The 12,346-nt window shown below is 55.0% G+C and carries 10 protein-coding genes; 2 read left to right on the top strand and 8 right to left on the bottom strand.

The annotated features are described in order from the left end of the window. The first annotated feature begins 1,036 nt into the window (after nucleotides 1-1,036). Nucleotides 1,037-2,212, top strand: a complete 1,176-nt coding sequence (locus tag HEP82_RS00495; protein ID WP_225622247.1) for a ferredoxin reductase family protein — start codon at nucleotides 1,037-1,039, stop codon at nucleotides 2,210-2,212. 63 nt (nucleotides 2,213-2,275) lie between these two features. On the opposite strand, the gene HEP82_RS00490 is transcribed toward HEP82_RS00495, so the two are convergent. The 6 genes from HEP82_RS00490 to HEP82_RS00465 all read right to left on the bottom strand — a co-directional run bounded on the left by HEP82_RS00490 (nucleotide 2,276) and on the right by HEP82_RS00465 (nucleotide 8,600). Beyond that, nucleotides 2,276-2,974 (bottom strand): TetR family transcriptional regulator C-terminal domain-containing protein, encoded by a 699-nt coding sequence (locus HEP82_RS00490; protein ID WP_243061599.1) that lies wholly within the window; start codon nucleotides 2,972-2,974, stop codon nucleotides 2,276-2,278. Nucleotides 2,975-3,005: 31 nt separating this feature from the next. Beyond that, nucleotides 3,006-4,016 (bottom strand): ABC transporter substrate-binding protein, encoded by a 1,011-nt coding sequence (locus HEP82_RS00485; RefSeq protein WP_192456295.1) that lies wholly within the window; start codon nucleotides 4,014-4,016, stop codon nucleotides 3,006-3,008. Nucleotides 4,017-4,155: 139 nt separating this feature from the next. Then, complete coding sequence (locus HEP82_RS00480; RefSeq protein WP_192456294.1) at nucleotides 4,156-5,244, bottom strand: ABC transporter permease; 1,089 nt, start codon at nucleotides 5,242-5,244, stop codon at nucleotides 4,156-4,158. After that, complete coding sequence (locus HEP82_RS00475; RefSeq protein WP_192456293.1) at nucleotides 5,245-6,123, bottom strand: ABC transporter permease; 879 nt, start codon at nucleotides 6,121-6,123, stop codon at nucleotides 5,245-5,247. Continuing rightward, entirely contained in the window at nucleotides 6,113-6,949 is an 837-nt protein-coding gene (locus tag HEP82_RS00470) for an ABC transporter ATP-binding protein (protein ID WP_192456292.1), read from the bottom strand. The genes HEP82_RS00475 and HEP82_RS00470 overlap by 11 nt, the downstream gene beginning before the upstream one ends. Before the next feature lie 325 nt (nucleotides 6,950-7,274). Then, entirely contained in the window at nucleotides 7,275-8,600 is a 1,326-nt protein-coding gene (locus tag HEP82_RS00465; RefSeq protein WP_192456291.1) for an aspartate aminotransferase family protein, read from the bottom strand. A gap of 294 nt (nucleotides 8,601-8,894) precedes the next feature. Between HEP82_RS00465 and HEP82_RS00460 the strand changes: the two genes are divergently transcribed. Next, nucleotides 8,895-9,665: an SDR family NAD(P)-dependent oxidoreductase gene (locus HEP82_RS00460; protein WP_243061601.1), complete on the top strand. Its 771-nt coding sequence runs from the start codon at nucleotides 8,895-8,897 to the stop codon at nucleotides 9,663-9,665. Nucleotides 9,666-9,763: 98 nt separating this feature from the next. Here HEP82_RS00460 and HEP82_RS00455 read toward each other — a convergent pair whose 3' ends face one another. Together HEP82_RS00455 and HEP82_RS00450 are read right to left on the bottom strand one after the other, a co-directional pair. Then, nucleotides 9,764-11,062, bottom strand: a complete 1,299-nt coding sequence (locus tag HEP82_RS00455; RefSeq protein WP_192456289.1) for a site-specific DNA-methyltransferase — start codon at nucleotides 11,060-11,062, stop codon at nucleotides 9,764-9,766. Between the two features lies 1 nt (nucleotide 11,063). After that, nucleotides 11,064-11,936 carry a bstEII gene (locus HEP82_RS00450; RefSeq protein WP_192456288.1) on the bottom strand — a complete coding sequence of 291 codons (873 nt, stop codon included), beginning with the start codon at nucleotides 11,934-11,936 and terminating at the stop codon, nucleotides 11,064-11,066. Nucleotides 11,937-12,346 lie beyond the last annotated feature (410 nt).

Raw genomic sequence — 12,346 nt, 5'->3', positions numbered from 1 at the left:
TCTCCTGAACAGGAATGGCCGACGTCGGATGTCATCTGATCGTCCCATCAAAATCCTGACCGTTTGGTTAAGTTTTCAGGAGAAACAATGCGATTGTTGTGCCATTTTTTCAGACATCGTGAAATGCATGAAAAACAGGCGATTAACAGAAATATGTGGGAAACATAAGAACAAATTTTGACCGAATGGAGTGCAAAACCAGCTATTTTCACCGCCGGTTGCGCCATTTTTGTGCTTTGCGCCCGGTCGCAGGCATGCCCCAACACAGCAAATGATCGTGGCTCCTGAACTGAAGTCGCGACTGCCTGACAACACATATGCCGGGGTTCAACCGCCCGCATTGGTGAGGGGAGGCACGGAGGGCATATCCCCTTTTCCCGTTGCGCTGGCGTTATGATGCGGGCGAGCGACAAATAGGCATATGCCTATTTGAACGCTGCTTGCCGCGGCCCGAAGGGCGAGGCTCATTGCTGGGCCGAGTCACGCAGCCAACATACCTGCAACGTGAAATATGACGGGTATAAATCCATTAGGGTTATTTCACTGGTCATTTTGGCCCTGGCAGGGCCCGATATCTTCACCTATTTCGTGTACGTTCAGGTTTATCTATGTTATTCGAATCCACACTGGCTACGCGAATAACGCCTACTGAGATAGACTCTACGAGTCATTATTATTTACCCCCATCATTATGCGTAAAATATGAAGCATTCTGCACATTTCTTTTTTATTCTTCATAATGTTACAAATTAAAATAATCACATCATCGATATGATAATCAAATACATAACTTTACCGGGCTTACTATAGCCCTCCCCCTCCTTCGCCACTATATTTATTACAAAGTGTTATTTTCTCGTTGCGAATTGATTTATTTATTCCTTTTCGTTTCGCCAAAAAAATAAAAACCATCTTATTAAATTCAGAGGTTCTTTATCATGAAGTTAATTACCGTGTCATTTTTGGTCTGTCTTGTCATCTGGGCGTTGAGTCTGCCGGAGGTAACTACCCTGGCCGCTTTTTTTATTGGCGCGATATGTTGTTGCAGCTTACTGGTTTTATTGCGGTATTTTGCATCGCCGGGTTGCTGCTCATGGCGCTCCATCCATCATGGCTGGAAAAACGGCTAGGCGGCATGGACAAAATGTATCTCCAGCACAAATATCTGGGGATCGGCGCCGGCGTCGCCACTTTGCTGCACTGGTTATTCGCCAAACTGCCGAAAATCGCCGCCGCGTTGGAATGGGTGACATCAGGCCGCCATCAGCCACATCCCTTTGATCCCTGGCGCAAGGTCATGGATGAATTCGGGGAAATTGCCTTTTATGGCATGATAATATTTATTGCCGTCAGCCTGATTAAATGGATTTCCTATAAACACTTCCGCGTCATTCACAAAATCGGCGCAATTATCGCACTGCTGGGCATTATGCATTCTTTTTATAGGATTAATAACGATATGCGCTGGACGGCTTTTGGCGTTGCCTGCATGGTATTATGCGTTATTTCCGCAACCATCGCGCTTTATTCACTGGCAAGGCAAATCGGCAAAAGAAATAATTTACCAGGGAAAATCACTGCGACGAATAAATTAAATGATTCAACGTTGGAATTAACCATCAATATTCCAGCGTCATTTAGCCGTCATTATCAACCCGGCAAATTTATCTTTCTGACGACCGACCCTAAAGAAGGTAAGCATCCGTTCACGATCAGCCGTTACGATGCGAATCACCAGACATTGACCATCACCATCAAAGCACTGGGGGATTACACGGCATCGCTGGTCGACGCGCACGATCTGGTAGGAAAGGACGTGGTGGTGGAAGGCCCTTACGGCGATTTCATCCTGCCGGCACATCCGGATAAACCAATCTACTGGATTGCCGGCGGCATCGGCATTACGCCGTTCCTGTCATGGCTGTACCATCTGCACGACAGCCGGGCTAAACAAGCGAATACGACGCTGTTCTACTGCGTCAACAGCGAAACCGACCTGATCCACCGGGAGACACTGGAACACCTGGCGAGCGAAACCGGGGTCAACCTGAACATTATCGTCCGCGACCGGGACGGGCTGCTGGATCCGCAGCGCATCCCGACCGACGACTGCGCCGGCGTCTGGTTCTGTGGGCCAGCCGGCATGCGGCGCTATTTGCAACGCCACCTCGGCCGCTCCGCGCTGCATTTCGAGCAGTTCGATTTCCGCTGACCCCAAACGCGCCCACCGTTCACCGGGTCATGATCGCCAGCCTGACGGCAAGCCCGGTAAACGCTACAGCCCGCACATCCGAAACACACTGTTCAGCACATGGCGGGTGGCGCGCACCTCGGCGGCGTCGCTATGGGAATCATCACCCAGCACCGCGGCGATTTGAATGTCGAAATCCGCGTAGGTCTGGGTCATCGACCAGACGCTGAAAAAGAAATGGGTGGTATCCAGTGGTTGCAAACGACCGGCGGCGATCCAGCCGTCCAGCACCGCCGCCTTTTCCACCACCAGCCGCCGCAACTCAGTCTGCAACAGGTGATGCACCATCGGCGCCCCCTGCAGAATCTCGTTGGCGAACAAGCGGGAAGCGTCCGGGCGGGCGAAGCTGAAATGGATCTTCTGACGCACATAGGCTTCGATCGCGGTTTTCGGATCGGCCTGCGGATGCAAGTCGTCCAGCGGCGACAGCCAATCGTGCAAAATGCTGTCGAGCACCGTGAGATACAGCGTCTGCTTATTGCCGAAATAGTAATGCAGGTTGGCCTTGGGGAGCCCGGCTTCTTCGGCAATCAGCGCCATGGTCGCGCCCCGAAAACCGAAGCGGGCGAATACCCGCTCCGCCGCCAACAGAATGATGGCTTCGTTATCCTGCCGGATTCGTCCTTTTTCCCCTTCATCCGCGCTCTCCGGCAACAAACGCCCGCTTTGCGCGGCAACCATTCCCTCATCCTGCATATCCCGTACCCGCATCAGATTGCTCACCTCATTACGCGCCGTCCCTGGCTTGAGGTGCTTATTTCATGGCCGCGTCCCACACCACATGGCTCATGGCGGCGTCACCCGGGTCTTTTTTGATGACCGGATTGCTGCCGCCGCTCTTCAACAGCACGTCGATGGTGCGACGGTAGGCCGTCGGATCCAGATACCCCACCTTCGGCGTATTGGCATGGGTGATCAGTTTAGCCACATTTTCCATCTGACGCTGCTGAACGTCTTGGGTGGCGGCGCCGGAGGCGTCTTCCGCCACCACGATCTTCGCTGCCTCATCAGGATGGTTAACCGCATAGTTCCAGCCCTTGAAGGAGGCCTTCAGGAATTTCGCCATCTTGGCGACGAACGCCGGGTCTTTCAGGTTCGGCCCCAGCACATACAAGCCGTCTTCCAGCGTGGAAACCCCCTGATCCTCATAGGCGAACGTGATCAGGTCATCTTTTTTCACCCCGGCATCGATCAGCTGCCAGTATTCGTTGTAGTTCATGGTGGAGATACAGGCAGCCTGATTCTGCAACAGCGGATCGACGTTGAAGCCCTGTTTCAACACCTTGATGTCCACGTCAGGTTTGTAACCCAGCTTATTCATCCAGTTGAAGAACGGATACTCGTTGCCGCCGAACCAGACTCCCAGCGTTTTACCTTTCAGGTCGGCGGGCGACGCCACGCCGCTGGATTTCTTACAGGTCAACATCATGCCGGAGCGGTCGAATACCTGAGCAATGTTCACCAGCGGGACGCCGGCTTCCCGTGCGGCCAGCGCGTCCGGCATCCAGTTGACGATCACGTCCGCCGACTTGCCGGCGATCACCTGTACCGGAGAAATATCGGTGCCGCCGGGTTTGATGGTGACGTCCAGCCCTTCCTGTTTGTAGAACCCTTTCTCCTGCGCCACGTAATAGCCGGCGAACTGGGCCTGCGGCACCCATTTCAGTTGCAGCGTGACCTTTTCAGCGGCCTGCGCCTGCAAGGCAAAGGTCAGGGACAGGGCTGCCAGCAGCGCTCCCTGGCGAAACACGGAACGTTTTGTCATCTGATACTCCTCGGGTTAAGTGAACACAACCAACATGCTGCCTGTTATCAGGGCGCTCCCTCGACGCCGGCCCGGCCGGCTTTCGGTTATCCCTTGTTTTTCCTTGCTTAACAACGTCATACCACATGAATGACGCCGTTTAAGACACGCCCCGAACCGAGGGGTGCCAGAAATTGACCTTACGCTCCAGACGCACCAGCAGGGCGTAAACCAGCGAGCCGATTGCCGAAGCGACGACGATCGCCGCCCAGACGATCGACATATGCATCCGCGCCGCTTCGGTGGAGATACGAAAACCGAGCCCGGCGGTAGGCGAGCCGAAAAACTCCGCCACAATCGCGCTGATCAACGCCAGCGTGGCGTTGACCTTGAGTGCGCTGAAGATGAACGGCAGCGCGGCGGGCAGCCGCAACGCCCACAACGTGCGGCGCGGGCTGGCGGCGTAGCAGTACATCAACTCCCGCTCCAGCTTGCCGCTGGCCCGCAGCCCGGCCAACGTACTGACCAACGCCGGAAAGAATGTAACCAGGACGATCACCGCCGCTTTGGATGGCCAGTCAAAGCCGAACCACATCACCGCAATCGGCGCCACGCCCACCAACGGAATGGTGCTGGTCAGGTTCGCCAGCGGCAATAATCCTCGCTGCAAAAACGGCAAACGATCGATCAACATCGCCACCGCGATCCCCAACCCGCAGCCGAGCAGGTAGCCCGCCAGCACCGATTTCAATACCGTCTGCACCACATCGCCCGCCAGTAACGATGCGCTGCCGAACAGTGCCTGCAGAATGTCGAGCGGCGTCGGCAACAGTACCTGCGGAATGGCGAACCACGTCACCAGCAGTTGCCAGAAATAGAGCACCCATACGCCGAACAGCAGCGCTACCGCGCCTTCCGGCAAACGCCGCCCCGCCAGACGCGCCAGCCCCTGTACGCTGACGCCGGCCAGCAGCGCCAGCGCTGTCAGCGTCGCGCCATCCAGCCCTTCATCGGTCAGGGAAGCAAGCACCACCGCGCCGATCGCCAACCACGCCATCAACGTCAGCCAGCGCCACACCGCCATCGTCGGCGACATCGCGGTAAAGCAGGCGGCCAGCAGAACCGCGTCCGCCGCCAACGCGGCCCACGACGGCGCATCGTGGCTGAACGCCTGAATCCCTGCCAGCACCAGGGACAGTAGCGCCGCGATCAGCAGCACCACGCCGGGAATCGGTTTGGTTTTTATCATTCAAGCCCCCTTGCGCTGGCGCATCACCAGCCGCTCCGTCAGGCTGACCAGCGCGGTCAGCCCCAGCCCGAGTAACGACGCCATCACCAGCGCCGACCAAATCTGTACCGTGTTGCCGTAATAAGAACCGGTCAGTAGGCGGGAACCCAACCCAGCCTGTGCTCCGGTCGGCAACTCCGCCACCATGGTGCCCACCAGCCCGCTGGCGATCGCCACCCGGAATGCCGGAAACAGGTACGGCAGCGAAGACGGCAACCGCACCAGCCAAAACGTATCGATACGACTGGCGGCATAGGTATGCACCAGTTCCATTTCCAGCTTCTGCGGCGCACGCAGCCCTTGCACAGTGGCGATGGTGACGGGAAAGAAACACAGGTACATGGCGATGGTGGCCTTCGGCAACATGCCGGTAATCCCCAGACTGCCGAGGATCACCAGCACGATGGGCGCTATCGCCAGCACCGGTACGGTCTGCGAGGCGACAATCCACGGCAGCAACGCCTTATCCAGCGTGCGGGAATGGACGATACACACCGCCAGCCCCAGCCCCAACGCCAGCCCCATGAAAAAACCGGTCAGCGCAGCGCTGGCCGTCACCCAGGTGTGCAACAGCAGATTACGCGGCGAAGTGACCGGCCATTGCGTCAGGCTGTTCCAGATATCCAGCAGGATCTGGTGCGGCGCCGGCAGCACCGGGCGCGGCATCGACAAGGTCGTCGCCACCAGCTCGCGCCAGCCCCAGCTCCCCTTCGGCGCCAGCGTGCGCTCTATCGCACCGGCGGCATTGAGGCCGATGGCCAGCAGGTACCAACCCAGCAACGCCGCCAGCAGCACCACGCCTACCGGCAACGCATGACGCCTGATCAACTCAGTGTTCATGATGCCCCTCCACCAGCGCCTCCCTGACTTCCTGCGCCAACCGGATGAACTCCGGCGTATCCCGCAGCGACAAATCGCGCTCGTCAGGCAGCGGCGATTCAATGACTTTCACAATCCGCCCCGGACGCGGCGTCATGATGACGATACGGGTAGAGAGATAGACTGCTTCCGAAATCGAGTGAGTGACGAACGCCATGGTGCGTTTTTCGCTGAACCACAGCTGCTGCAATTGCTGGTTGAGGTTGTCGCGGGTCAATTCATCAAGCGCGCCGAAAGGCTCATCCATCATCAGGATTTTCGGCTCGAAACCCAGCGCACGGGCGATCGACACCCGCTGCTGCATCCCGCCGGACAACTGCCACGGGTACTTTTTCTCAAACCCCTTCAAGCCGACGCGCGCCAGCTGCTCGCGGGCGATGTCATCACAACGGCCGGGCGGCACGCCCTGAATCTGCAACGGCAGCATCACGTTGGCCAGCACCGTGCGCCACGGCAGCAGCACCGGCGACTGAAACACATAGCCGTAAGCCCCGGCCTGCCGCGCCTCGGACGGCGTCATGTCATTGACCAACACCTCGCCGGTGGTAATAGGCTCCAGGTCGGCGATAGCGCGTAGCAGGGTGGTTTTTCCACAGCCGGACGGCCCGATAAAGGAGACGAACTCGCCCTGACGAATGGTCAAGTTGATGTCTTTCAGTGCATGCACCGGCTGATCCGCCGCCGGGTAAATCACATTGGCGTCGCGCACCACGATCGCCGGGCGCAGCGCCGACGCCGGCTTTAACGCCACCACGGAAGGCTCGTCGACATAGACCATCTGGCTCATTACGGTTCTCCCTCAGGTAATTTTCTGACCGTATGGTTAGGTTTCGTCCTTTAACCATGCCATTTCTGTGCCAATGTTTATTTTTTGAGCCAGACAAGATAAATGGCGTATTTTACCCGCCATATAATCCTTTTTTATGACCAGATTGGTGCAGTTAGCGACAAAGTTGCTTTCCGATGGGGCAAGAGGACGGGACAGGAAGCGACGAACACGAAGGCGGGGTTCTTTTCAACAAACGCCGAACGCGAGCCCATCCGGGTATCGCGTTCGGCATCATCGTCATCACTGACAGCGTGATGACTGACACAAATTCATACAGGGGCTATCACGCCAGCTTGTTGCTCAACTCCGCCAGCGCCTCATCGATAATGGCAAGCCCTTGCCGGGCTTCGTCGGCGGTGATGATGCAGGGCGGCACCACATGCAGGCGATTTTCGGCGATAAAACCGATCATACCGCGATCCAACAACGCTTTTTTCAGATCCGCCATGCGGGCGGCGGGCAACGGCGTGCGGGCTGCCGGATCGCTCACCAGCTCCAGCGCGTGGAACACCCCTTTGCCACGCACATCACCGACGATAGCGTATTTTTCGCCGATACTTTTCAGGCCCTCGGCCAGAATGCCGTCGCCGATTTTCGCGGCATTCTCCACCACCTTTTCCTCTTCCATCGCATCGATAGTGGCGACGATGGCCGCCATCGCCAACGGATGACCGGAGTAGGTCAGGCCGCCGGGGAACAGCCGGTCATCAAAAAAGTGCGCGATGCGCTCGGCGATAATCACCCCGCCCGCCGGCACGTAACCGGAGTTCACCCCTTTGGCGAAGGTGATCAAATCCGGCGTTACGCCATAGTGCTGGCAGGTAAACCAACTGCCGGTACGGCCGAACCCGGCCATCACCTCATCCATAATCAGTATGATATTGAACTCGCGGGCCAGCGCTTCCACCCCTTGCAGATAACCGGCGGGCGGCACCAGAATACCGGCCGTGCCGGGAATGGTTTCCAGCAGAATGGCGGCGATGGTATTCGGCCCTTCGCATTCGATAATGCGGCGCAGATGATGCAACGCCGCCGCGCACTCCTGCTGTTCCGTCGTTGCATGAAACTCGCTGCGGTACAGATAAGGCGTGAAGAAATGCACATGACCGCGAGAGTATTCATTCGGCAGGCGGCGCCAGTCGCCGGTGGCGCCGATCGCCGCACCGGTGTTGCCGTGGTAGGAACGGTAGCCGGACAGCACTTTTTCCTTGCCGGTGAACAGACGCGCCATGCGGATGGCGTTTTCATTGGCATCGGCACCGGCATTGGTGAAGAACACCTTGTTAAGCCCTTGCGGCGCATGGGACACAATGCGCTTTGCCGCTTCACCGCGCGCCAGATTGGCGGTGGCGGGCGCAATCGTGGTCAGCAGCCCGGCCTGTTCACGGATCGCCGCCACCACTTTCGGATGCTGATGGCCGATGTTGGTATTCACCAACTGGCTGCTGAAATCCAGATAGGAGCGGCCTTCGTAATCCCACAACCGGCACCCCTCGCCGCCGGCGATCACCATCGGGTTTAGCGCCCCCTGCGACGACCAGGAATGAAAGACATACTGTCTGTCCAGTTGGCGGACTTCTTCGTTCGATTGCACCTGTTTCAACGTCATTTTGTTTACCCTCGTCATACCCACGGCACGCCCCCGGCGGCGCAACACTGCCGACGAACGTGAAACACATCATGATTTGAGACTAGGAAGAAAACCGTCGCAGGCGATAGAGCCAGTTTCCGATGATTAATGAGCCAGATGTGTCCCATCCTTTCCGGCGAACTGGCCCTGTGAGCCACCAGGCCTTATTCGTAGAGTTGAAACCATGCTGAACGGCCTGCTGCCGCCATGGCGATCATTCGCGGGAAGTGCGCCCCACGCCATCCATCGCACATCATCCATCGAGAGGAACCCATCGTTATGAGCAATATTGTGTTTATTACCGGCGCCACGTCCGGGTTCGGTCGCGCCACCGCGTATCATTTCGCGCGTGCGGGCTGGTCATTAGTTCTGACCGGACGCCGCGCAGAACGACTGCAAGCGCTGGCGGATGAGCTGTCTTCCACGGTGCCGGTGCACATCGCTACGCTGGACGTGCGTGACGCCGCCGCGGTGCAAGCGGTGGTCAACAACCTGCCGGACGGTTTCCGGGCGGTGAAAACGCTGGTGAACAACGCCGGGCTGGCGCTGTCGCCGCAGCCTGCGCAATCGGTGCAACTGGACGACTGGCACACCATGATCGACACCAATACCAAAGGGCTGGTCAACGTCACCCATGCGCTGTTGCCAACGCTCATCAGCACCGGTAAAGGCGCCAGTATCATCAACATCGGCTCCATCGCCGGCCAGTGGCCATACCCCGGCAGCCACGTTTACGGCGCCACCAAAGCCTTTGTGAAACAGTTCAGCTACAACCTGCGCTGCGACTTACAGGGCACCGGTGTGCGCGTGACCGATCTGGCACCCGGCATCGCTGAGACCGAATTCACGCTGGTGCGCACCAAGGGCGATCAGGATGCGTCTGATCGCCTCTACCGCGGCACTACGCCGCTAACGGCGGAAGACATCGCCGGGCAGATTTATTACATCGCCACACTGCCGGATCACATGAACATCAACCGGGTTGAAGTGATGCCGGTACGTCAGGCCTGGTCGCCATTCGCCATCGACCGCGATCCGGCATAAACGGATTACTGTACGGGAAGCCAGCCCCGACGATCGCTCATATGCCAGGATCGTCGAGGCTATTCAGGATATATCTATTGATAAGAAAAGAGATTTTTTCACCGCCCTGACAGCACCACCGGTTCAGATGCTGTCTTTTCTGACGCTTCACACACCTCATCAACACCAACATCTTCCTGTACCGTTTCATAAAGCACAAAATCAGTAATAGGGTTATGTAAAGGTAATTCACTTTGCTGCTTTGTATTAACAAAGTCCCCCATCCGTTCGGTGCCAAGTTCAAAGCGATGTAAAGTCGTTCTTATCGCTTCGTGACTACGATCCACACCAATCCAACGTCTTCCAAGTCTGGAAGACACAGCAAGGGTTGTTCCAGAGCCCGAATAGCAATCCATAACGAGATCACCGGGGTTTGAAGAAGCCTCAATGAGACGGGCAAGCAGGGCTGGATTTTTTTCCGTCGGGTAGCCTGTGATATGAATGTTTTGATTATGAGCATCCTTCATATCCATCCAGATATCCTGAACCGGAATGCCCGGACTATTTTCAAGGTATATTTTCCGTCTCGGGTTCCCCGTAGCTGACCAATAAATCTCGCCCCTTGCATCCATCTCATCCAACGTTGTTGGCGGATACTGCCAATGCTTGCCTGGAGGGGGGAACTTACCCCGCCATGCTTTACCTGTTTCACCGTTGCGAACACCTGGGGCATGGACAGGTACTTTCTTATAACGCCTCCCATCCGAATCGACATACTGATATTCTTTTATTGCTTTAATCTCCTCCCACTGCTCAACCGGGCGATTCCAAACATAACTTTCGCTCTTCGTGTAAAAGAGGATGTAGTCAGCAACGTTACCGTATGTCTTTCTGGTGTAATTCTTTGGATTGCATTTCTTGCGTGTAATACAGTTCCTGAAACCCTTTTCCCCGAAAATTTCGTCAAGAATAATGCGAAAGTGAAAAATCATCCGTTCATCAAGATGAAGATACAGAGAACCATCATCAGCCAAAAGGTGATGAATGAGTATTAGTCGTTCACGCAACGCTTCGACAAAATCCGGCCCAATAAGGTGATCATCATAAGCATGTTTTTGTTTTCTCGACTCAAATGCAGCAGCCGTAGCAAACGGTGGGTCAATATAGACTAGCTTAACCTTACCTACGACGGACTCATCCTGCGCAAGTGTGGCTAAAACTTGAAGGTTATCTGCATGATATAGCCTGTTCTCGCCACTATTGTAGGTAGCACTTGGAACATACTTACCTATAGGCGTTGTCAAAATCTCTTCCGTTGACTTCTTACCGTGGTATGCAAGATGAAAGCCTGTAGTTCCCGTACGTTGCTGTCGTACTGCACTATTACGCTTTCCTTTCACTGGAATAGGTACTGCCATATCAAGACCTCAGCCATTCAGCAGTAATACGCTCTGGCACCATTCGTAGAGTGACAACCTTAACCCTATCCTGCCATTGCTCCTCGATATACGAATAATCATTCCACATCGAACCAAGCAACAAACCCGGTCCATCATTTACATAGACAACCTTGATATGTGGCATTCCATGACTATCCGCGTAGCTAATGATTTCTTGAGCGACTTCCCGATACTGCCCAGTTCGATCGTCTTCTTGGGAACCTCCACGATCAGAGTCATAACGCGCAAGACCAATAGCCAGAACGTTTTCACCTTCATAGATTACAAAATCTACCGGACGATCAGGCTTTGGATAGTCTTTGAAAACATTACCCAGTAGTACATCCCTCCCCGCGCGCTCAGGCCCAGTAACCACTAAATGAGTATGCTGACTACGCAGCACATCAAAGAGTCTCTCTGTAAGGTCATAGCCTTTTTTACCTCGATCCTTATACTCCCAGAGCACTGCACATAATGCTTCATCCGGTATCGGACGCGAATTGAACTTCCGCTGTACCTCAACGATATTTCTGAAAGCGTCGCCAAACTGGGCACAAATTTTTGCTGCATCAGTCTTGCGCTTTAACATTTCAACAGGTGTCTGTGGGCTAACATATTTTTTGAATATCCGACAGAGCTGCGTTCTCATCCACTGATTTTTTGTGTCCATGATGGAGGTAAATAAGTTGGTAGATGAATGCGATGCTTTTAGCAACAAGCCAAACTCAACCAACACGGGCTCATAAAGTCTGCACGCATCCCACAGGATGTCTGGGTAATATTCCCCTGTTGCAAGCGTAATCCAGGCATCTCCTTCGTCTTTGTAATCTCTAAACGTCTTTTCAAAGCTCACATCAGGCTCCAATCTTCATCATTTTCAGAGTTATTGTTTTCAAAATAACTGTGCCCAACACGTTTACCATTCCCATGACTGTTAGGGCATATGTAAAATTTTCCACATAAAGTGGCGAACTATTACGCGTTGAGCCACATCAAAATTCGCTCACGGTATTCATTCTTCTGTGGAACATTCAACATTGTAATGATCCGTTGCCCACCAGGATAGTTATCCCCCCGATCAAAGCATGAAGTCTTCAAAGCACAGACACCATGACGCAAGCGCCACCAAAGGCAACGTCATCATCCCAGCACACCCTCAGCACGCTCTGTCTCCCTCTTTTTCTCATGTGTCCCGCTGACGGACGTTCATCTGCGTTACAGTGTTTTTACATGAAAATCGCATAACAATTACCATTCTTATAC

The organism is Musicola keenii (assembly GCF_014855505.1).
Lineage (GTDB): Bacteria > Pseudomonadota > Gammaproteobacteria > Enterobacterales > Enterobacteriaceae > Musicola > Musicola paradisiaca.
The sequence above is the reverse complement of the archived record's forward strand: the minus strand, read 5'-3'. Positions and strand labels throughout refer to the sequence as shown.

Bases quoted from the DNA above. Each gene is read 5' to 3' on its own strand.
- HEP82_RS00470 (WP_192456292.1), bottom strand. From the start codon at position 6,949: ATGAGCCAGATGGTCTATGTCGACGAGCCTTCCGTGGTGGCGTTAAAG.
- HEP82_RS00495 (WP_225622247.1), top strand. From the start codon at position 1,037: ATGTTGTTGCAGCTTACTGGTTTTATTGCGGTATTTTGCATCGCCGGG.
- HEP82_RS00455 (WP_192456289.1), bottom strand. From the start codon at position 11,062: ATGGCAGTACCTATTCCAGTGAAAGGAAAGCGTAATAGTGCAGTACGA.
- HEP82_RS00485 (WP_192456295.1), bottom strand. From the start codon at position 4,016: ATGACAAAACGTTCCGTGTTTCGCCAGGGAGCGCTGCTGGCAGCCCTG.
- HEP82_RS00480 (WP_192456294.1), bottom strand. From the start codon at position 5,244: ATGATAAAAACCAAACCGATTCCCGGCGTGGTGCTGCTGATCGCGGCG.
- HEP82_RS00475 (WP_192456293.1), bottom strand. From the start codon at position 6,123: ATGAACACTGAGTTGATCAGGCGTCATGCGTTGCCGGTAGGCGTGGTG.
- HEP82_RS00465 (WP_192456291.1), bottom strand. From the start codon at position 8,600: ATGACGTTGAAACAGGTGCAATCGAACGAAGAAGTCCGCCAACTGGAC.